Origin of the sequence: Acidovorax sp. 69, from assembly GCF_002797445.1 — a bacterium.
Taxonomy (GTDB): Bacteria; Pseudomonadota; Gammaproteobacteria; order Burkholderiales; family Burkholderiaceae_C; genus Acidovorax.
The window spans coordinates 3,173,013-3,193,654 of record NZ_PGEP01000001.1 but is presented as its reverse complement, the minus strand read 5'-3'; the positions used below and the strand labels follow the sequence as shown (position 1 = coordinate 3,193,654).

At 62.8% G+C, this 20,642-nt stretch carries 14 protein-coding genes; 3 read left to right on the top strand and 11 right to left on the bottom strand.

Translation table 11 applies throughout. The annotated features are described in order from the left end of the window. Positions 1 to 149: 149 nt before the first annotated feature. Positions 150 to 1,892: a YbaL family putative K(+) efflux transporter gene (gene ybaL, locus CLU85_RS14570; RefSeq protein ID WP_100410893.1), complete on the top strand. Its 1,743-nt coding sequence runs from the start codon at positions 150 to 152 to the stop codon at positions 1,890 to 1,892. A 699-nt stretch (positions 1,893 to 2,591) separates the two neighbouring features. Here the strand turns inward: ybaL and CLU85_RS14565 are convergent. From CLU85_RS14565 to CLU85_RS14550, 4 genes are all read right to left on the bottom strand, one after another. Next, positions 2,592 to 4,457 (bottom strand): M14 family metallocarboxypeptidase, encoded by a 1,866-nt coding sequence (locus CLU85_RS14565; RefSeq protein WP_100410892.1) that lies wholly within the window; start codon positions 4,455 to 4,457, stop codon positions 2,592 to 2,594. 128 nt (positions 4,458 to 4,585) lie between these two features. Continuing rightward, the gene (locus CLU85_RS14560; protein ID WP_100410891.1) at positions 4,586 to 5,647 is read right to left on the bottom strand and encodes an endonuclease/exonuclease/phosphatase family protein; all 1,062 of its coding nucleotides are present in this window, start codon (positions 5,645 to 5,647) and stop codon (positions 4,586 to 4,588) included. 40 nt (positions 5,648 to 5,687) lie between these two features. Further along, positions 5,688 to 6,248 carry a nucleoside-diphosphate sugar epimerase gene (locus CLU85_RS14555; protein WP_232727832.1) on the bottom strand — a complete coding sequence of 187 codons (561 nt, stop codon included), beginning with the start codon at positions 6,246 to 6,248 and terminating at the stop codon, positions 5,688 to 5,690. A 100-nt stretch (positions 6,249 to 6,348) separates the two neighbouring features. Then, on the bottom strand, positions 6,349 to 8,172 hold the full coding sequence (locus tag CLU85_RS14550; protein ID WP_100410889.1) for a DEAD/DEAH box helicase: 1,824 nt from the start codon (positions 8,170 to 8,172) through the stop codon (positions 6,349 to 6,351). A 242-nt stretch (positions 8,173 to 8,414) separates the two neighbouring features. On the opposite strand from CLU85_RS14550, the gene ettA reads away from it, so the two are divergent. Both ettA and CLU85_RS14540 read left to right on the top strand, forming a co-directional pair. Next, the gene (ettA, locus tag CLU85_RS14545; protein ID WP_100410888.1) at positions 8,415 to 10,076 is read left to right on the top strand and encodes an energy-dependent translational throttle protein EttA; all 1,662 of its coding nucleotides are present in this window, start codon (positions 8,415 to 8,417) and stop codon (positions 10,074 to 10,076) included. 54 nt (positions 10,077 to 10,130) lie between these two features. Next, a complete protein-coding gene (locus tag CLU85_RS14540; RefSeq protein ID WP_100410887.1) occupies positions 10,131 to 12,635 on the top strand; it encodes a DUF1631 family protein in 2,505 nt (834 codons plus the stop codon). Positions 12,636 to 12,816: 181 nt separating this feature from the next. Here the strand turns inward: CLU85_RS14540 and CLU85_RS14535 are convergent, their stop codons facing one another. The 7 genes from CLU85_RS14535 to CLU85_RS14505 all read right to left on the bottom strand — a co-directional run bounded on the left by CLU85_RS14535 (position 12,817) and on the right by CLU85_RS14505 (position 20,642). Then, positions 12,817 to 14,193 (bottom strand): TAXI family TRAP transporter solute-binding subunit, encoded by a 1,377-nt coding sequence (locus tag CLU85_RS14535; RefSeq protein WP_100410886.1) that lies wholly within the window; start codon positions 14,191 to 14,193, stop codon positions 12,817 to 12,819. A gap of 372 nt (positions 14,194 to 14,565) precedes the next feature. After that, a complete protein-coding gene (locus CLU85_RS23565; protein ID WP_100410885.1) occupies positions 14,566 to 16,155 on the bottom strand; it encodes a methyl-accepting chemotaxis protein in 1,590 nt (529 codons plus the stop codon). A gap of 490 nt (positions 16,156 to 16,645) precedes the next feature. Beyond that, positions 16,646 to 17,653 (bottom strand): P1 family peptidase, encoded by a 1,008-nt coding sequence (locus CLU85_RS14525; RefSeq protein WP_100410884.1) that lies wholly within the window; start codon positions 17,651 to 17,653, stop codon positions 16,646 to 16,648. Between the two features lie 65 nt (positions 17,654 to 17,718). Beyond that, positions 17,719 to 18,084: a copper-binding protein gene (locus CLU85_RS14520; protein WP_100410883.1), complete on the bottom strand. Its 366-nt coding sequence runs from the start codon at positions 18,082 to 18,084 to the stop codon at positions 17,719 to 17,721. Continuing rightward, positions 18,084 to 18,596: a DUF411 domain-containing protein gene (locus CLU85_RS14515; RefSeq protein WP_100410882.1), complete on the bottom strand. Its 513-nt coding sequence runs from the start codon at positions 18,594 to 18,596 to the stop codon at positions 18,084 to 18,086. The genes CLU85_RS14520 and CLU85_RS14515 overlap by 1 nt, the downstream gene beginning before the upstream one ends. A 157-nt stretch (positions 18,597 to 18,753) precedes the next feature. Then, positions 18,754 to 19,245, bottom strand: a complete 492-nt coding sequence (locus CLU85_RS14510; protein ID WP_100412562.1) for a plastocyanin/azurin family copper-binding protein — start codon at positions 19,243 to 19,245, stop codon at positions 18,754 to 18,756. Between the two features lie 14 nt (positions 19,246 to 19,259). Further along, entirely contained in the window at positions 19,260 to 20,642 is a 1,383-nt protein-coding gene (locus CLU85_RS14505) for a multicopper oxidase family protein (RefSeq protein ID WP_100410881.1), read from the bottom strand.

The window sequence follows — 20,642 nt, the reverse complement described above, 5'->3', positions numbered from 1 at the left end:
ACTGCTTTGTCGCAGGGGTTGAATCATACCCGCCATGGCCACCCCAATTCTGCGGGCGGCCTCTCTGATTTCGCGGTGTGGGCAGGGATGCGGTTATAACGAGGTTGTGTGCAGGCGCACACGGCGCCGTCCCAATCAGCCACTTTTTTATGCCGCACAGCGTCACTCTTATCCACACCGTTGCTGCAGCCCTCGGGCTGGCGTTGGCGCTAGGATTCCTGGCGACACGTCTGCGCCTGCCTGCGCTGGTGGGATACCTTTTGGCGGGCGTGGTCATTGGGCCGTTTACGCCGGGATTTGTTGCGGACGCAGCCATGGCCAGTCAACTGGCCGAGATCGGGGTGATGTTGCTGATGTTTGGGGTGGGCTTGCATTTCTCTTTTGGTGATTTGCTGGCAGTGCGCAAGATTGCCGTCCCCGGGGCGGTGGTGCAAATGATGGTGGCCACGGCGCTTGGCATGGCGCTGGCCACCTGGTGGGGGTGGAGCCTGGGTGGGGCTCTGGTGTTTGGGCTCTCGTTGTCTGTGGCCAGCACGGTGGTGTTGCTGCGAGCGCTGGAAACGCTGGGCATTCTGGACAGCTACACGGGTCGCATTGCGGTGGGTTGGCTGGTGGTGGAGGATCTGGCCATGGTGCTGGTGTTGGTGCTCTTGCCCCCGCTGGCTGGGTGGCTGGGGGGCGGCGCTGGTGTGCATCAGCCGGATGCAGCGCAGGTATGGCGCACTCTGGGATGGACGCTGCTTCAGGTGGGTGGTTTTGTAGCCCTGATGCTGGTGGTGGGGCGCCGCTTGTTTCCCTGGGTGCTATGGCAGGTGGCGCGTACCGGCTCGCGTGAGTTGTTCACGTTGTGCGTGGTTGCCGCTGCCGTAGGTATCGCTTTCGGATCGGCTGCCTTGTTCGGTGTGTCGTTCGCATTGGGGGCTTTTTTTGCGGGCATGGTAATGCGTGAATCGGAGTTCAGCCACCGTGCAGCGCACGAATCGCTGCCGTTGCGTGATGCATTTGCCGTGCTGTTTTTTGTTTCCGTGGGCATGCTTTTCAATCCTGCCGTGCTGTGGGAAAGGCCTTTGCAAGTGCTGGCGGTGGTCGCGATCATCATGGTCGGCAAGACGCTGGCAGCCGCCGCGCTGGTACTGGCATTTCGTTATCCGCTCAACACAGCGCTCACGGTGTCGGCAAGTCTTGCGCAGATTGGTGAGTTTTCTTTCATCCTCGTGGCCCTGGGCTCGTCTTTGGGGCTCTTGCCGCCCGAGGGGGGTAGCCTGGTGTTGGCTGGTGCGCTGATTTCGATGGCGCTCAATCCCTTGCTTTTTCATGCCATTGCACCGCTCCAGGACTGGCTGCGTGCCCGCTCTGCGTTGGCGCGACGTTTGGAGCAGCGGGATGACCCGCTGGCAGAGCTGCCGATGAGCACGGATTCGCGGTATCTGGCCCGTCAGGTGGTCTTGGTCGGCTATGGCCGGGTGGGTCGCCGTGTGGCCCATGTTCTTTCAGCCAATGACATCCCTTTTGTGGTGGCCGAGCAGAACCGGGAGCTGGTGGAGTCGTTGCGGGCCGATGGCATTGCGGCCGTGTTTGGGGATGCGGTGGACCCCGCCGTGTTGATCCAGGCGCACATCGCCCGTGCCGCCATGCTGGTGATTGCCACCCCCGATACCCTCAATGTGCGACAGATCATTGGCACTGCGCTGACGCTGAACCCCGCCATTGAGACCGTGGTGCGAAGCCACAGCGAGGATGAAGCCCGCAGGCTGGTGCAAGAGTGCAGCAGCACCGTGGCGTTTCTTGCCGACGAGGCGCTGGCCCAGTCTATATCACGCCATGTGTTGGAGAGAACCCAGGCGCGCGATGCGCGGAGCACGGCACCTGCGCCGCTTCATGGGCAGGCATGATTCAAGTGAAAATGACTCCTGGTGCATGTTGAATAAGCAGTGTTTGCTATATATTTGGTAGCATTTGACTGTGTGGTGAGAATAGAACGCGCCTGTTGTGCGTTGGCCTGAATGTAGCCTGCAGGCTGGCGGTGTCGGCAATCGAATCTCGTCACCTCCCCCATAGGCGCCAGTGCGCTCCAGCTGGCCTTCGAGAACCCCGTAGAGGCGGTTTGCTTTTTGTCATAGCGGTCAATGGCCATGGCACCTTCCCGGATGCGTAGTCCCTGAGATATCCGTTCTGCAATGACATGGGCTCCAGGCCGCCCATCTGCTTCGTCAGCCAATGCATTGGTGAATACCGCTCGCCCAGGTCGGTGGAGCAGGAGCGGCCGGTTTTCTCGGCCAGTTCGATGCAAGATGGCACTGTTTTCGAAGACGGACATCGATGCGCTGCCCTCGACCAACGCGTGGTCCACGTTGGCGGTAATTTGGTTGTTGGGGTTGATTGCCAGGAGCTTGGGGCGAAACTGTTCGCTCTGGACGATGTTGATGGGAGTGCTGCGGTAGTACCAGCCTCATTCCTCTCGCATGATGGAAGCTTTTAACCGTTCGGCGTGGGCCAGTGGTGCCGGTCAATCATGGATGGAAACTCCGCCGCTAACAGATCGACCCGTCTACCCGCAAGCCCAGTACAGCACAGCGCACGCGCGGGTTTGTTTAGTCGGTCTCTTCAAACACCAGTGCAGGATTCGCCATGACGCGTGCGGCCTGGCCCAGGTCTTCGATTAGCCGGTTGGCAAAATAGCTGTTTTGAGTGTCGGGCTCCAGTGCAGCCACGGCCAGGTTGGCGCGGGGCTGGTTCAGCGGCACATAGAAGCTCCCTACGGGGGCGTCGATGGCACTGCGCACCGCTGACACTTGTACCCGCACAATGCCTGCACCGCCAGCGATAGTGCCGATCACGTCCTGCCGGTCGCCCATTTCACGAGCGGTTTCCCGGTAGGTTTCGGCCAGCATGGAACCCGGTTCTGCCACGCGCATGACTTGCAGGCCCAGCAGCCGCAGGCGCTCCACTGCGGCGGTAGAGCCTGCTGCCAGCCAGTACCCGCAGGGGCGTGCGCGTGATTTGGTGGCGCGTAAAGTCAGCGAGGAGTTCCAGTCCACGCGGATGGAACGATCCGCCCCAGTGTCGGGATCGAGAAAGTCCAGGTCGCGCTGAGTGGGTGTTGCCGCCGCCTCGACCACTACTTGGTCGTGGCAGGCCTGGGCGCTGACGTCGCGTGCCACAAACGAGCGCACCTGCTCCAGATTGGCAGCCCGCTCTGCGGTGGTGCGCAATGCGCTTGTGATGGCGATGACCTGAGAATGCACGCGGCGCTGAATATGCATGCGGCCAATGCCGACGCCGCGTGTCTCGATGAGCAGGCTGACGGTGTTCTTGAGGCCGTTGACGTTGCGCCCCGTGTCTGGCTGCGTGCCACCCATCGAGATGCGCTTGTCCTGCGGATTGGTGGAGGTGGTGTAGTACCAGTCGCTGGTGAGGCCCTGGGCCTTGAGCGCCGTCACCATGGGCTGGTGGTACCACTCCTGAGAGGCTTTGGTCAGGAACTCGGGGTAGTTGGCCGTGGTGGTGTACTGGAGCAGGGCGTCGTAGCGCTGGATAGCGTTGAACTTCTGAAGGTAGCGGCCCACCACGGTGTATTCGTGGGCGTCCACCACCAGGATGGGGCGGTAGTCATTGATGACCTGGGCCAGGGCGCGGGCCTCAGGGGTGTTTAGCAGCAGGTGGTCGCGGTTCATGTCCACACCATTGGCCGTGACGCGGGTGCTGACCTCCGCTCCGTCGGGGTTGGCGCGGGGCACCACCACGACATTGATGCGGTCGAGCAGGGGTTCCAGCAGGCCCTGGGCCAGCTCGCTACTGATCACCAGCAGGGCTTCGCTGCCCGCGGGTTCGTCGCCATGTTGTTGGCCAATCAAGACCACCGTGGGGCGGCCGCTGGCGTCCAGGCTGGCTGGGTCTGTACCTTTGGCACGGGTAACTAGAAGCCCCTGAATGGGTTCACCGCGTTGCGACATGCCGATGTCGAGCAATTTGGTACGAGTGCCATTCTTGGGTGCTGTGTCCGTCAAGGATCTCAGCCATTGGCCCAGCTCTGCGTTGGTGGTGAACGCACGGCGCTCAAGGCCCAGCCCAGGGGTGCTGTAAGACGTTGGAGGATTAGGGAATCGTGCGGCAACGGCGGCTCCGTACGGGGGAGCCATCGGGCCTTCGTTTTGCACAACCAGGGGCGCAGGCGGCGGCAGGGGGCTGGCAATCGCGGCAGACTGCGGCTGTTGCAACTGGCCCAGCGGCTTGGGCACCGCCGCACCTTGCTGAACACGCGGCAACGGCGCTGGTGCATTGGGTCGCTGGGCGGTGGAGGAAGATGGCCAGGGAGGTAGCGGGGTGCTCCCACATGCCGCCAGCAACAGTGCCGTGAGCGTGAAGGAGGCTTTCCAGTGCAAGCGCCTAGCAAAGGGCGTTGCAGGCTGTGCCTCAGTGGAGATTGAGGTGCGGCGGAGGAGTGTGTGCAGGGTCATGGTTGTTTCTGCCAATGGGAGCCGCGCGGGGGCGCATGTTAGGTTGATGTTACCTGCGCGGACCTTTGGGCCTGTGTCAGCGTACATCCCGTTGCAAAGCGATGATTGACACGGCGCCGTGTCGAGTTTTATGGCAACAGCGTTGGATCAGAACCCGCTGATGGTTGTGGTGCTTCCATTTTCAGGCGCAGCAGGGCGCGCACGAAACCATGGTCTGAGCGAGTGCGGTCCCGCCCTTCGTGCAAATGGTCATTGAAGTAATCCACCCTGCGAACATCGCCCACGCTGTTGCGCCCGGTCGCCATGAACTCTTCGCTGACCAAAATCTGGTCCAGCACATAGGGAGCGCCCTGGTGAATGTGCGAGTACGCCACGTCTTTTTTTAATGCGGCGTCACCCTGCAGGTCGTAGGCGTTGAACAGAGCGACATCCCTGGCCGACCGGTCGTAGGCGACCTCGGTGGTGGCGCAAATGAGCTGGGTGGTCACGCTGTCTGGGGTGTCGTTGAAATCACCCAGCACCACCAGCGGGATGTGGGTACGGTGCAGCAAGTCGATGACCAGACAGCGCAAAGCCATGGCTTCGGCGCCCCGCATGATCAACGAGCGCAACGAGGCCAGCGCCATCACCTTGCGGTCGTCGCGATCCTCGGTGGGATTGCCCTGCGCATCCTGCAGGAATTTGGGGCGCTTGGATTTGAGGTGGGCGGTCAGTACATTGAGCGTTTGCCCATGTTTCATGCGCAGGGTCGCTACCAGGGGTGGGCGCTCGAAGCGGGTGTACTGACCGATGCCGGGTATCTCTACCTGAAAGCCTGGGGGGTACTCAGGAAATGACTGCAACGCCTCTACCTTGAGCCGTGTCGCGATGCCTACACGGGGCGTGCCATGCGCTCCGTTGTGGGTGGCATCGTTTTCAGCGCCAGGAACCGCAACGAAGTCATAGCGCATGCTGCCGCGACCGAGCGCTCCTTTGAAGGCAGCATCGTCCCAGACTTCCTGCACGGCAAGAACATCGGCATTGAGCATGCGAAAGCGCTCGCCGAGCCAAGTGATCTTGCGCTCGTACTCGGCGGCACTGTAGGGGTCCTGGTTTTCATAGAACATGCGCCCTGGATTGGCCAGGTTCAGCACGTTGCAGGTGGCCACCATCAGGGTGGCCAAGGGTTGGGGCAGGTCGTTGGGGCGCATGACGGCAGGCAGCAGCAGGGAAAAATGCCGCCGGCTCTGGTCAGGGTGCCTGCAGCTCGCGACCCGACAGCAAGTGCAGTCCAGGCGGTCTTGACTGTACGGCATGAACCAGGGCGCGCGCGATATCAGCGCCTGGTCGAGCGCGGTAGTTGGCGGGGATGATCGGGTCCAGCCACTTGAATATCTGGATGGAAAGGGACTCGGCCGGGCGTGCGGCCTGCTGCAATGCCTGGCGCTCGCCGAGCATTAGGGAAGGCCGGGCAATGACCAGTGTGGTGAAGCCCAGACCCTGCAGGTCGCGCTCGACCTCGCCTTTGATGCGGTTGTAGAAGATGTGCGAATGCGGATTGGCGCCCATGGCCGTGACCACACCACAGCGGCTGGCGCCAGCGGCCAGCGCTGCGCGGGCGGTGGCCAGCACGGCGTCATAGTCCACGGCACGAAAGGCACTCTGGCTGCCTGCCGCGGCGATGGTGGTGCCTAAGGTGATGTAGACATCGTCCACCGGTGGCAGGGCCGGCAGATTGGCAAAATCGACCGCGTGTAGTTGCAGGCAGGGATGGTTCAGTGCAGGCGCCCGGCGATCCCGGGCGTGAAGCACATGTACGATGGGTGCGCCCTGGTTGTCTGACCGGGGATGTGGCGAGGCAACTGGTGCAGCCTGAGCTGCCAGTGCCGCGCCATCTCCAGGGTTGTCAGGTTCAGCGGTTAAAAGAGCCGCGAGGACCGCCCGGCCCACGAGGCCCGTTGCCCCGGCCACCACCGCCACCCGCGCCTGATCCACCGCCATAGCCGCCTCCTCCACCATTGCCGCCACGATAACCACCACCGCCACGGCGTCCACCGCCGCCCATGCTGTCCACGCTGGTGCGCATCGGGTCGGGCTGGCCACCGCCCGTATGGCCGGAGCTGCGGTTGCCCGGATTGGCGTGGCCCATGTGCGTGCCCAGGTGGGCGTTGGCGCGTGGAGGTTGCGAATCATCGTAGCGATTGCCGCCTTCATAGCCACCACCACCGCCGCCACCGGAGCGTCCGCGTGCAGGGGCCTGGCCACCGGCGCGTGCGCCGCCACCTTGGCCACCACCACCACCACCGGCACGGCCGCTACGTGGGCCATTGCCGCCACCAGCCGCCGCACCACCACCAGCGCGGCCACCACGGCCGCCACCATTGCCACCGCCAGCAGGGCGGGGCCCACGGTCGCCGCCACCATTGCCACCACTGCCAGCACCCTGTCCAGCCTTGTTGGTACGGATGCGTTCCATCATTTCGCTGCGGGCGGCTTTGGCGGCCGCCTGCATCACGTCACGGCTCGGGGGCTTGCCTGCGCCGCCCCAGATCGTCTGGCGGCCCATGGCGATGGGCTCGGCCTTCTCGCCGGCATCGGGGCCGAAGCCTTCGATGATCTGGACAGGGATCTGCTGCTTGGTAAAGCGCTCGATGTCCATCATGAAGCCTTCTTCGTCCATGCAGACCAGGCTCACGGCTTCACCGGTGGCGCCAGCCCGGCCCGTGCGGCCGATGCGGTGTACGTAGTCTTCCGAGACGTTCGGAATTTCATAGTTGACGACGTGAGGCAGGTCATCAATGTCGATGCCGCGCGCTGCAATGTCGGTAGCCACCAGGGCGCGGATGTCACCGCTCTTGAAGCCAGCCAGGGCCTGCGTGCGGGCGCTCTGGCTCTTGTTGCCGTGCAGAGCCATGGCCTGCACGCCGTTCTTGGTCAGGAACTCCGCCACGTTGTTGGCGCCGAACTTGGTGCGGGTGAACACCAGCACCTGGCTCCAGTTGTGCTGCTGGATGATGTGCAGCAGCACCTGTTTCTTCTTGCCGCGGCCCACAGGGTGGATCACCTGGGTGATGCGCTGCACCGTGGTGTTGCTGGGCGTGACCTGGATGCTTTGCGGGTTCTTGAGCAGGGTATTGGCCAGGTCGCGGATTTCATCGCTGAAAGTGGCCGAGAAGAGCAGGCTTTGCTTGTCCTTGGGCACCAGGGCCAGCACCTTCTTCACATCGTGGATGAAGCCCATGTCGAGCATGCGGTCGGCTTCGTCGAGCACCAGCACCTGAACTGTGGACAGGTCCAGGAAGCCCTGCTGCTGCAGGTCCAGCAGGCGGCCAGGGGTGGCCACCAGGATGTCCACGCCGCGCTTGATGCGGTCGATTTGCGGGTTCATGCCCACACCACCGAAGACCACGGTGGAGTTGATGTCCAGGTATTTGCCGTATTCGCGGACGGACTCTTCTACTTGGGCGGCCAATTCACGGGTGGGGGTCAGCACCAGGGCGCGGATGCCCTTGCCGCCGAATTTGTTCTTGGGGGCCGCGCTCAAGGAGAGGCGGTGCAGCATGGGCAGGGTGAATGCGGCAGTCTTGCCGGTGCCAGTCTGCGCACCGGCCAGCAGGTCGTGGCCTGCAAGAACAGCGGGAATGGCCTGGGCCTGAATGGGCGTGGGGGTTTCGTAGCCCGTTTCGTGCACGGCCTTCAGGATGGCTGGAGCCAGATTCAGTTCGTCAAATGTCATGTCTTTGGATGCGCCCGTCCGGGGCGCTGGGTATCGGCCTGTCGTGCAACCGGGGGGTCGCCGAGCCAGTCTCAGGCTGATGAGGTTCAGGATTGGGAGCCCAGAAGCGTCGCTTCTTTCGTCCCCAGCAGTGTGCTGATGTGACGGGCAACTGGAGCCCGCTACGGTGGGTATTGTCGCATGGCCCGATAATCTCGGTTTGCACGCAGAATTTCTGCTCACTTTTGCAGGTTTGACATTCAATGGCTCAATACGTTTTCTCCATGAACCGCGTCGGCAAGATCGTGCCGCCCAAGCGGCAGATCTTGAAAGACATTTCCCTGAGTTTTTTCCCGGGCGCCAAGATTGGCGTGCTGGGGACCAACGGTTCGGGCAAGTCCACCCTCCTGAAGATCATGGCGGGCCTGGACAAGGAAATCGAAGGCGAAGCCATCCCAATGGCCGGCTTGAACATCGGCTACCTGCCCCAGGAACCTCAGCTGGACCCTACGCAGACGGTGCGCGAGAGCGTGGAAGCGGGCATGGGCAAGGTGTTTGCTGCCAAGGCGCGCCTGGAGGAGGTTTACACCGCTTACGGTGCCGAAGACGCTGACTTTGACGCCCTGGCCGCAGAGCAGGCCGAACTGGAAGCGATCATTGCGACGGCAGGCACAGACTCCGAGCACCAGCTCGAAATCGCCGCCGATGCGCTGCGCCTGCCACCCTGGGACGCCAACATTGGCGTGTTGTCCGGCGGTGAAAAGCGCCGCGTGGCGTTGTGCCGCCTGCTGCTGTCCAAGCCCGACATGCTGCTGCTTGACGAGCCGACCAATCACTTGGATGCCGAATCGGTGGACTGGCTGGAGCAGTTTCTACAGCGTTACTCGGGCACTGTGGTCGCTATCACCCACGATCGCTACTTCCTGGACAACGCCGCTGAGTGGATTCTGGAACTGGACCGTGGATCCGGCATTCCCTACAAGGGCAACTACTCTGACTGGCTGACCCAAAAGGGCGCACGTCTGGAAGCCGAACAAAAGGGTGAAGAAGCCCGCGCCAAGGCCCTGAAGAAGGAGTTGGAGTGGTCGCGCCAGAACCCCAAGGCTCGCCAAGCCAAGAGCAAGGCCCGTTTGGCCCGCTTTGAGGAATTGAGCGACTACGAATACCAAAAGCGCAACGAAACGAACGAAATCTTCATCCCTGTGGCTGACCGCTTGGGCAGCCAGGTGATCGAGTTCAAGAACGTCACCAAGTCCTTTGGCGACCGCGTGTTGATCGATAACCTGAGCTTCAACATTCCTGCGGGCGCCATCGTCGGCATCATCGGCCCCAACGGCGCCGGTAAGTCCACGCTCTTCAAGCTGATTGCCGGCAAGGAAAAGCCGGATTCGGGGGAGGTCGTCATTGGCTCCACCGTCAAGATGGCCTTCGTGGACCAGCACCGTGATGACCTGTCCAATGACAAGACGGTGTGGGAAGACGTGTCCGGCGGACTTGACATCCTCAATGTCGGCAAGTTCCAGATGGCGAGCCGTGCCTATTGCGGTCGTTTCAACTTCAATGGCGGCGACCAGCAAAAGAAGGTCGGCATGCTCTCCGGCGGCGAACGCGGTCGTTTGCACCTGGCCAAGACCCTGATTGCGGGTGGCAACGTGCTGATGCTCGATGAACCATCGAACGATCTGGACGTGGAAACCTTGCGGGCTTTGGAGGACGCGCTCCTGGAGTTTGCGGGCACCATGTTGGTTATCAGCCACGATCGCTGGTTCCTTGACCGTATTGCGACCCACATCCTGGCGGCAGAAGGTGACAGCCAGTGGACGTTCTTTGACGGCAATTACCAAGAGTACGAAGCAGACAAGAAAAAACGCCTGGGTGAAGAAGGCGCGAAGCCCAAGCGAATGCGCTACAAGGCCCTCAAATAAGGCGTCAGCTCAAGTAGCATTGCATCCAGAAACTCTTTCGACGTCAGTCCCACCATGTCTGTGCCCGCACCGCGTTTGAGAACCGTTTTCCGCGCCTGCGTTGTCAACGCTGTTCGCGGGGGCGAGGCCCTGATGGGTGAGCTGGTCAAGGTCACGCGAGGGACTTTGACGGGCGAGGAGTCCTCCAACCGCAATGTTCAGCAGCGCAATCTGATCAGTGACAGCTTGCGCCTGCTGAACCAGCATGAGGTTGCTCTGGTGAAGGGCTACTCGATGGCCCTGCTGGAAATTTTCGCCGAAGGCCCGTCAGTCGCCAAAGGCAGGGGTTCGGCCGAGGATACCGGCATGGACTTCGGTGAACTCTCGCTCATGGACGAGAACGAGATGCAGGCGCAGGTGGAACTCTCCAAAGCCCAGCAATCTGCACTCCATGCCACAGATGCTGTGCTGGCTGAACTCAATACCCTGGTCAGCGCTGCTCAAGGTTTGCGCAGTGTCCAGCCCGAGCGAAATCCCCTGCGGCCTGAGAGCTATATCCGCGCGCTGCAGCAGGTGGTGAGCGAAACGGGTGTGTCGTCCGAAATCCGGCAGACGTGGATGCAGCACATGCGCGACCTCCTCGGAAAACTGCTGGTAGAGGAGTACAAAAAAACCGCCCAGAGTCTGCGTGAACATGGTGTGCAGCCTGTGGGCTATGCCGTGTTGGGCACACCATCTGGCAGCTCGGCGCGCGGCGCTCCGGGCACTGGCTACGGAGGTGCGGGAACTGGTTACGGGACGGGTTACGGCGGCCTTGGCACTGGCCAGGGTGGTGGATACTCGGGGTACGGGCATTCGATGAACGGGCCTGTGAGTGACTATGGCAACACAGGTTACGGGCGTGGCATGGGGCCGTCCACAGGTTGGAGCGGAGATTCCCAGCAGGCACCCATGGCGCCTGATGCACAAGAAGCCATACTGACCGTGGGTATCTTGCGCCAAATGCTGGCGGGTGGTGACCCGTTCGATCCGCGTGCCTATGGAGCCGCACCGGTTCAGCCTATGCTGGTGCAACCCGCCGCAGGACAACCCGGTTGGGTGGATCCGCGCGCCGGAGCTGCAAGTGCTCAATCTTCGTTGTCTGGTGGCTATTTCCCCTCGGGCGCAGCAGAAGCAATCGAGGACATGGCCCAATTGGAGCGGTTGGTAGGGCGTTTGGCGGGCAGTGGTGGTGGTGTCAATCATCCGGGCTCGTTGCCTGTACCCTTATCGGGGTGGCGAGGGCCTGGTATGGCTCCGGTGGTGTATGCAACCATGCCGATGGATGCTGCCACTCAGTCCACGGCCATGGCCGTCGAAGTGGTCGGCCGCATGATGGACAACATCGCTCAGGACGCGCGGTTGCTGGCCCCCGTGCAGCGGGCGATCAAAAGTCTGGAGCCCGCGCTCAAGCAACTCGTTCACCATGATGGCCGCTTCTTCACGGATGGGGTGCATCCTGCGCGCAGGTTGCTGGATGAGTTGACGCAGCGCAGTCTGGCGTTTACGACGGAAACAGCCCCAGGGTTCAGTCGCTTTATGCGCCTGGTGACGGAAGCGGTAGAGCATTTGTCTGCGCACGAAATAGTGGATGCGGGGCCGTTTGATACCGTGCTCAAAGCGCTGCAGTCTGCGTGGGACGTACAAGAGCAGAAACTCAAGACCCAGCAGGAGAGCGAGGAAAAAGCCCAGCTCAATGCCGAGCGGCGTGAATTGCTGGCGGAGAGGGTGGCTGCAGATATTCGCAAGTTGCCCGATATGGAGGGTGTTCCTGGAGACATCCTCGATTTCGCGGCGGGCCCATGGGCTGACGTGGTGGCACTTGCTCAGGTCATGGCGGCCGAAGGTGATGCGGAGGATGATCCCGGTGGTTATCTGGCGTTGGTGCCTGTGTTGCTCTGGAGTGCGCAGCCTGAGCTGACCCGTCTGGAGCCTGAGCGGCTCAACGAGGCCATTCCTGGGCTGCTTGCCAAGTTGCGAAAAGGCCTCAAGACCGTCAGCTACCCGGCAGTTCAGACCAGTGCTTTGTTGCAACGTCTGGTGGGGTTGCATCAGGCGGCATTTGAAAAGCCTGCCGTAGTGCCTTCGCAAGACCTGGCGGCTGCGACCGAGTCTGCAGAGGCCCCGATTTCGGCGCCCGCTCCGGAAGACAGCGCTCAGGCCCCAGTGGATGTTCCAGATCCTTATGCCGATTTTGTCATCGGCGTTTGGGTTGAGCTGGTGACCAATGGCCGTGTAGTCCGTACCCAGCTGACTTGGGCCAGCCCGCACGGAACGCTGTTTCTGTTTACGGCGCCCGACGCCAGCACCCAGTCCATGACACGGCGCATGCGCGACAAGCTGGCCACTGAGGGCGCGCTGCGCGTGGTACCTGCACAGCAGCCCCCCAAACCGGCCAAGGCGCCCGCGCGGGCGGCTGAATCTGGATCAGAGCACAAGGCTTCTGAAGCCCGGTCATCGTCGAGTTCCAAAATGGCTCCGCTATCCAAGTCGGCGCCTCTGTCGTCGTCTTCGGGCTCCAGGGCCTCCAAAAACCGCTAAGTCCTGGTGGCTGGCGTGATTGCCGGTGCCCGGCGTGTCTCCAGAGCCTTGGTCCGGTCACCGCACCTTGCCTGTCGAGCCATCTGACCTTACTGCTGTGATGACCGTGCTGGCTTTGAAACGGCTTGCCTGCTTTCTCCCTGAGCCAGCAACGCCTCGGCCAGGTAGCGCTGCGCAGGCCTCAGTCTTTGCGCGCAGGCGCGTCTGGTGAAGGTCTTTCGGCGCCACCACCTTCCGATGCCCGCAGCAGCTTTTTTCGCACCAGGTGGATATGGTTGCGCAGGGCATACAGCTCATCGGCATAGGACAGGGGGACGCTGACCTTTTCGGCCTGCGCCTCTAGCGTATTCAATGCCTTGAGCAGTTCTGCTGTGTCGGTCTTACCAGCTTCCAGGTCGCTCTCTACCTCGCGCAGACGGCCATACCAGCGAAACACGCGTGAGCGCACTCGGAACTGGTACAGCGGCGGCACAACGCGCGACAGCGGCAGCATGATCGCCAGCAAGATACCCAGCACCAGCCACATGCGCTCAATCAGGTTGGCAACCCAAAAGGGCAGGTAGCGCTGCAGCATGGGCACTGCCTCGTTCATTGCACGGTCACCCTCCTTGGCAATCGGTAGTTCGCTATTGCGCGCGTTGGGGAACTCGCGTGCCCGGTTGAACCAGCCCGCGCCGCTATGGAGCTTCTGGGCGTTCTGCGCAAACAGAGTGAGCAAGGCCGGGTGGGTGCCTTCACGCGCCAGCAATGAGGTGGTGGAGGCGACCAGCCTTACATCCCGCTTGGGCACATTGTTGGCCAGGTCCACTACGCCACGTGGCAGTGTGACGGGTGTCAGAAAGGGAAAGCGCCGCGCATAGGCTTCGTGTTGGGCAAAGTCCAGCAATTGAACCCCTGGTGTCTGCAGCAGCATCTGCACCATCAAGGATTCGGGGGCAGAGGCAAACACCAGCGCATCCAGCTTGCCCGCCAGAAAATCCACGGTGGCCGGCGTCTGGTCCAGGCGTGAGAGTTTCACGGCCCCGCGCTCGACCTTGTTGGCGTCCAGCAGGCGCTCCATCAGCGTGGGCACGCCGCTGCCCTGCGAGCCTACGTTCACATGCAGCCCACGCAGCTGTCGCAAGCCGTCAAGCCGCGGAGTGTTGTACATACGCTGTGCCGTCTCGGTGCGATAGAACAGCCACACAGGCTCTACAAAGAGGTTGCCCAGCGACACCAGTTCATCGGGATCATCGGGTTGCAGTTCAGCCGTTCCGCCTTGTACGAAGGCCGCGTCCGCTTGACCCTCTCGGAGCAATTGCAGGTTGTGAGAAGACCCCTCACTGGGCAGAAGCACTACGTCAATGCCGTCAGCTGCCAGCGCCTTTTGATACCGCTTGCCAAACTCCTCGTAGGCGCTCTGAGCAGGTCCAGTGGCCAGAGTCACCGTTTTGGGCGGATTGGGGTTAAGCCACCAGTACGCTAGCACCAGCAGCCCTACCCCCAGGAAGGCGAGCGGACCGGCCGACACGATCAGATCGCGCAGAGAAAGCAGTGTGTTGCGAAGTGCCTGGGACATGGAGGAGCGAACGTTTTGAATAGGGGATGCACGCAGCGTGGCCGACCAATGCGGTGGCTGGGCCGGGGGCAACAAGTCAGCGGTGGCTGTTGACGTGGGTTGGGCGAGGAGGGCTGACTTACGGAGATCAGCGGTCCGGCGATTATCCCTGCGCGGGCCACGCCGGGCTGTAGAAGCCAGGGGGTACAAACGTATCGAATGGTGCCTGTGCTCCGGCCACTGGACGGCTTGGAATACCTGCGTTGTGGCAATGCCAAGGCGGGACCGACCGGCGTGTTAAAGCACTATCTCTGGCCGCCTTGCGGTGTGGTGCCACAAACGCTGGGCAAAACCGTAAAGATGCTGTGCGTTGAATGCAACGCGATCAGGCGGTTACTTGAGCACAAGTGCTTGTCCGTTGCCGTTGATTCTGAACACTGCCACAGCGCTCACCAGATCATCGGCTTGCCCGCGCAGGCTGGAGGCGGCGGCAGCCATTTCCTCCACCAGCGCCGCGTTCTGCTGCGTGGCCTGGTCCATCAACGTAACGGCCTCACCCACCTGCGTGACGCCCGAACTTTGCTCGGAACTGGCCGCGCTGATTTCGCCCATGATGTGGGTCACATTGCGGATGCTGGTCACCACTTCGCTCATGGTGTTGCCCGCCTTGTCCACCAGAGCGGTCCCATGCTCCACGCGGCCCACGCTTTCCGTGATCAGCTGTTTGATCTCCTTGGCGGCTGCCGCGCTGCGCTGGGCCAGGCTACGCACCTCGCTCGCCACCACCGCAAAACCCCGCCCCTGGTCGCCCGCGCGGGCAGCTTCCACGGCAGCATTCAGTGCGAGGATGTTGGTCTGGAATGCAATGCCATCGATCACACTGATGATGTCATTGATCTTGCGACTGGAGTCGTTGATGTCCTTCATCGTCGCCACCACCATGGCCACCACTTCGCCGCCCTGTTGGGCAATGGTCGATGCCGAATGCGCCAGCTTGTTGGCATTGACCGCGTTGTCCGCGTTCTGTCTCACGGTGGAGCCCAACTGCTCCATCGACGCGGCTGTTTGTTGCAGTGCGCTGGCCTGTTGTTCGGTGCGCATGGACAGGTTGTGGTTGCCCTGCGCGATCTCTGCGCTGGCGGTCGATACGCTTTCAGATCCTTGCCGAACGCCCGCCACCAAACCGGACAGGCTTTGGCGCATGGCCTCCATCGATGCGACCACCGAGGCAATCTCATCTTTGCCATGGACCACCAACGGGGTGGTCAGGTTGCCCCTGGCAAACTCTTTCGTGGCCTGGTTGGCCTCGCCAAGTGGCCTGGTGATGGACCGTGTCGTCGCCATGCCCAGCACGGCGGCAAATACCACCATCGCCATACTGAGCACCACCAGTTGCAAGCGCAGCGATTCCAGCTGGCTCAACGATTGCTCGCTCGCCCGCTTGCTGATTGCATCGCTCTCTGCCAGGAAGGTGTCAATGTTGCCGATCAGCTTGGCCAGCAGGGGGCGGCATTCTTCGTTGATTTTCTTGATCGCCATGTCTTTTTCGCCCAGGCTGCCCAGCCGGGTGATCTCTAGCGCGATCGGGCCATAGGCCGCTTCAGTCTCCCGGATCTGTGCCAGCAGCTTGTGCAAAGGGGCTGTTTCGGGTGGTGCCGTCTTGAGCGCTTCTTCGACGCTCTTGAGCGCACGTCCCATCTTTTCGTGGGCCGCTCCGATGAGCTTGGTTTCAGCGTTAGCGTCTTCTTTGGTGGTGGCAATCACCAGGTTGCGGGCGGAAACAGCCCTTGCGTTCGCAGCATCCAGCACGCTATTGCCCAGACTCTTGAGCACGTTCAGGTGGTTGACCTGGTTGTCCAGGCTGTCCTGCGTCAGGGACTCCCCGCGAATGCCCATGACGGCCACCAGAATCAAGGCACAGGTCAGAACAACATAACCAATTCCAAGACGCGTCCTGATGCTCAGGTTTTGCAGGATATTCATGTGTTGAACCCTCAACGTGTTACTGCAGATGGTGCGCTTTTCCCGGGGAAGATCGTGTTGTAAACCTTTTGTGGAGCGTGAACAACCTGCGCGCGGCGGTTCTTGCCAGGCTCGCCCTTCCACGCCGACCCCTGTGGTGCGCAAGAGGTGGGGCAGCGAGCTAATCTTTGGAGGGCTTTGCCCGCCCCGTCAAGGAGTTTTTGACAGCGTGGAGTCGGTCTCTGGGATATTGTGGACAGAGTTCAGTGCGTCTGGCGTGGTCTGTCGGCCCTGACTGGGCCCGGTGCGCAGCATCCCCCGTCAATCTGGTAGATAGGGCACCCAAGCCAGGGATCTGCGTTCTTGCTCGCAAAGGGCTAATGCACGGTGCGGGGCCGTTGCTCATCGTCCGGCATCGACAGCTACCGTATTCAGCAATCAATGGTTCGCTGTGGGTCCAGCGCACGGCCAGCAGGGGCCGGGGAATAAGTCGCAAAGTCTTGCGCGCGTATCAGCCCAGTTCTGCGACCGCGGGCAGGTACAACCCTTCTGCCGTCGTGATGGCCCGCGCCGCCCGTGCAGCGCGGGCGGTGGCAATGGCCGTGGCTTCTGCGGCCATGGTGGCCAGCACCATCATGCCCAGGCTCTTGCCTGCACGGCCGGTGCCCAGGCTGAAGAGCGTGTCGCCATCGGACATGGTGTGCACGGGGTTGATGCTGCGGGCCAGGCCGTCGTGTGCGGCCACCGCGAGGCGGTGGGCTTGCACCTTGGTGATGATGGCATCGGTGGCCACCACGCCGATGGTGGTGTTGGTGCCCGCCAGCAAGGGCTGGGGCGGGTCGCCGCGCAGCAGGGCGCGGCGTGTGTCGCGCAAACGCAGACCGTCGTCGGTTCGGGCCCCGGCAATGACTTGCGCGGTGTCGGGGTCGATCACGTCGCCCAGCGCATTGCAGGCAATGAGAGCGCCTACCGTGACGCCGTCCACGGTGACGGAGGCGGTGCCGATGCCACCTTTCATGGCGCGCTGGATGCCAAAAATCTTGCCCAGCGCTGCGCCTGTCCCCGCGCCTACGTTGCCCTCAGCCGGATCTGCGGTGGATGCGGCATCGCAGGCCGCGTAGCCTGCTGCAGCGTCGGGGCGGATGCGCATGTCGCCCACCAGCAGATCGAACAGCACGGCGGCGGGCACGATGGGCAGGCGGCCCACGGCCACGTCGAAGCCCACGCCACGCTCTTCCAGCCAGCGCACCGCGCCGGTGGCTGCATCCAGCCCCCAGGCGCTGCCGCCGGCCAGCATGATGGCGTGCACCTTGTCTACCAGGTTGGAGGGGTGGAGCAGGTCCGTCTCGCGTGTGCCAGGTGCGGCGCCGCGCACGTCCACGCCCCCCACCGCGCCCTCACGGGTGATGATGACGGTGCAACCCGTGGGGCGGCGGGTTTCGGTGAAGTGGCCCACCTCGATGCCCGCCACGCGGGTGATGCTGCCAGCGTCGCCAGCCAGAACATGTTGAGAACTCATGGCCGGTGATTATGGTGCCCTGTCGCATCGGTGGGGCTGTGTGCGCTCAACCTTTGATTGGGTGGTCAAGGTGCCTTTTCGATCCGCGTCACCCGGTAGGTGCCGCTGACCTGTTCGGCCCGAAAGCGTACCTTGTCGCCGGGCTTGAGGTCGCCCAGCACGTTGGCATCTGACACGCGGAACACCATGGTCATGGGGGGCATATTGAGGTTCTTGATCTCGCCGTGGCGCAGTGTGACGCGCAGGGTGCGTGCATCCCAGCGGGTGATCTCACCTTCGCTCAAAGGGGTGCTGGCGTCGGCCAGCACGGGCGGGTTTGTGGTAGCCGCCGGGGGCGCCGGTTGGGCCAATGCTGGCTCTGCAAAGCCGATCAGCATCAGGAGCGCAAGTGCGGTGGCTGCAGGGTTGAGCTGGCGCAGGGTGTTTGTCATCACGAAGTGGCCTTTTTGTTGCCGGCTGGCGTGTTGTAGCTTTTGAAAATTCGCGTGCTGCCATCTCGAGCGACCAGCAGTACGTCATAGGCGTCACGGCGATTGCCGTACGCCGGGCCGTCCATGCCGGGCGAGCCCACGGGCATGCCCGGCACGGCCAGGCCCAGGGCCTGGGGTTTTTGCTGCAGCAGGGCGCGTACGTCACTGGCGGGCACATGGCCTTCGACCACATAGCCGCCGACCAGGGCGGTGTGGCACGAGCCCAGCTTTTGCGCCAGACCAAGGCGCGCGCGCACGGCGTTGTTGCCCGTGGCGTGTACCTTGACCGCAAAGCCGTTGGCCTGCATGTGGTCCACCCAGTCCTGGCAGCAGCCGCAGTTGGGGTCTTTCCACACTTCCAGCGGTGTGGGGGCCGCGGCCGCCGCTGTAAAGGGCAGGGCGCTTGCGGCCAGCAAGGTCACGCTAGTGGTCAGCCACGTGCGGCGGTTGCTTGTTGTTGTCGGGTATGTCATGGATGCCTTTCTTCGCTCTTTGATGTCTTTGTGGTTCACGGCTCGGTGATCCGTCCTCAGCCGGTGGAAACCGGCATGGCTCTTGCCAGTGCCACCGTGGAACTGGCTTTGCCAGGCCACCGGTGGCGTCCCCCTCGGGGGGAAGGCGCGCAGCGACTCAGGGGGGGCTCACCGTGATGGTGCCGGTCATGCCCGCCTGGTAGTGGCCGGGGATCAGGCAGGCAAAGTCGAAACTCCCGGCGCGGTTGAAGTGCCACACGATGTCGCCGGTCTTGCCCTCAGTCACATGGGCCATATGGGGTTCGTCGTGCTCCATTCCGGGGTGCTTGGCCATCATCTCGGCATGTGCGTCCAGGTCGATTTTTGTGCCGATCACGATCTCGTGTAACACCCGGCCCTTGTTCTCGGCGCGCAGGCGCACGGTGTCGCCTTCGCGCACTTCAACATGGTTGGGCGTAAAGCGCATGTTGTCTGTCATGCGAATGGTGATGGTGCGGCGCACGGCCTTGGCGTCGCCTGCAATGCCCCAGTCCTTTTGCTCCTTGGCCACCGGGGCTGTGGTGGCGCGGTGCGGCATGTTTTCATGCCCAAAAGCAGCGAATGCGCTAGTCAACATTGCGCAAGCAGCTATGAATTTGATAGTTTTCATGGTGATCATTGGCATCAATGTTGGTGGCCACTGGCAGCCGGCTTGCGCGCATTGGCGGCGCCCGGGGCCGTGCCCGGGGTGTCGGTGCGTGCGGGGCGTGGCGTAGCGGCGGGCGCACCTTGCCATTCAAAGGCCTGGGTGCCCGGCGGCTGTTTGAAGTCGCCGGGGTCGGCGTAGCTGTCTGCGGGCTGGTCTGCGCGCACCTTGAGGGTGGTGAACATGCCGCCCATCTCCAGCGGGCCAAAGGGGCCGGTGCCGGTCATCATGGGGAAGGTGTTGTCGGGCAAGGGCATCTCCATGGCGCCCATGTCGGCCATGCCGCGCTCGCCCATCACCATGTAGTCGGGCACGATCTTCTGGATCTTGCCGACCAGGCCCCGGTGGTCCACGCCGATCATGGTGGGCACGCTGTGGCCCATGGCGCCCATGGTGTGGTGGCTCTTGTGGCAGTGCAGCGCCCAGTCGCCGGGCTCGTCGGCAATGAACTCGACCTGCCGCATCTGGCCTACAGCCACGTCGGTCGTCACCTCTGGCCAGCGCGCGCTTTTGGGCACGGGGCCGCCGTCGGTGCCGGTCACTTCAAATTCGTGCCCGTGCAGGTGGATGGGGTGGTTGGTCATGGTGAGGTTGCCTACCCGGATGCGCACGCGCTCGCCCTGGCGGGCCACCAGCGGGCTGATGGCGGGGAACACGCGGCTGTTCCAGCACCAGATGTTGTGGTCCAGCATGGTGTTGACCTTGGGGGTCATGCTGCCGGGCTCCACGTCAAAGGCGTTGAGCAAAAAGGCGTAGTCGCGCTGCACCTTGGCGATGTGCGGGTGAGTGCCCCTGGGGTGGGTGATCCACAAGCCCATCATCCCCATGGCCATCTGAACCATCTCGTCGGCATGTGGGTGGTACATGAAGGTGCCGGGGCGGCGCGCCACAAACTCGTACACAAAGGTTTTGCCCGGCTGGATGGCGGGCTGGGTGAGGCCCCCCACGCCGTCCATGCCGTTGGACAGGCGCTGACCGTGCCAGTGGATGGTGGTGTGCTCGGGCAGGCGGTTGGTGACGAAGATGCGCACACGGTCGCCCTCAACCACCTCGATGGTGGGGCCGGGGCTCTGGCCGTTGTAGCCCCACATGTTGACCATGAAGCCAGGCGCCACCTCGCGCACAACGGGCTCAGCCACGAGGTGGAACTCCTTGACGCCCGCGTTCATGCGCCAGGGGGCGGTCCAGCCGTTCAGGGTGACCACGGGGTTGTAGGGGCGGCCGGTGGGCGGGTGCAGCGGCGGCGCTGTGTCGGCGCTGGATTGTGTAGCGGGCTCGGGCAGCGCAGCCAGGGCCACGCGGCTGACAGAGGCAGCGGCCACGGCCGTGGCTGCGCCAGAAAAGAAATTGCGGCGGTTCAT

Excerpts from the sequence above, each read along its gene's own strand:
- ybaL (WP_100410893.1), top strand. The coding sequence starts at position 150 with ATGCCGCACAGCGTCACTCTTATCCACACCGTTGCTGCAGCCCTCGGG.
- CLU85_RS14565 (WP_100410892.1), bottom strand. The coding sequence starts at position 4,457 with ATGACCCTGCACACACTCCTCCGCCGCACCTCAATCTCCACTGAGGCA.
- CLU85_RS14560 (WP_100410891.1), bottom strand. The coding sequence starts at position 5,647 with ATGCGCCCCAACGACCTGCCCCAACCCTTGGCCACCCTGATGGTGGCC.
- CLU85_RS14550 (WP_100410889.1), bottom strand. The coding sequence starts at position 8,172 with ATGACATTTGACGAACTGAATCTGGCTCCAGCCATCCTGAAGGCCGTG.
- ettA (WP_100410888.1), top strand. The coding sequence starts at position 8,415 with ATGGCTCAATACGTTTTCTCCATGAACCGCGTCGGCAAGATCGTGCCG.
- CLU85_RS14540 (WP_100410887.1), top strand. The coding sequence starts at position 10,131 with ATGTCTGTGCCCGCACCGCGTTTGAGAACCGTTTTCCGCGCCTGCGTT.
- CLU85_RS14535 (WP_100410886.1), bottom strand. The coding sequence starts at position 14,193 with ATGTCCCAGGCACTTCGCAACACACTGCTTTCTCTGCGCGATCTGATC.
- CLU85_RS23565 (WP_100410885.1), bottom strand. The coding sequence starts at position 16,155 with ATGAATATCCTGCAAAACCTGAGCATCAGGACGCGTCTTGGAATTGGT.
- CLU85_RS14525 (WP_100410884.1), bottom strand. The coding sequence starts at position 17,653 with ATGAGTTCTCAACATGTTCTGGCTGGCGACGCTGGCAGCATCACCCGC.
- CLU85_RS14520 (WP_100410883.1), bottom strand. The coding sequence starts at position 18,084 with ATGACAAACACCCTGCGCCAGCTCAACCCTGCAGCCACCGCACTTGCG.
- CLU85_RS14515 (WP_100410882.1), bottom strand. The coding sequence starts at position 18,596 with ATGACATACCCGACAACAACAAGCAACCGCCGCACGTGGCTGACCACT.
- CLU85_RS14510 (WP_100412562.1), bottom strand. The coding sequence starts at position 19,245 with ATGAAAACTATCAAATTCATAGCTGCTTGCGCAATGTTGACTAGCGCA.
- CLU85_RS14505 (WP_100410881.1), bottom strand. The coding sequence starts at position 20,642 with ATGAACCGCCGCAATTTCTTTTCTGGCGCAGCCACGGCCGTGGCCGCT.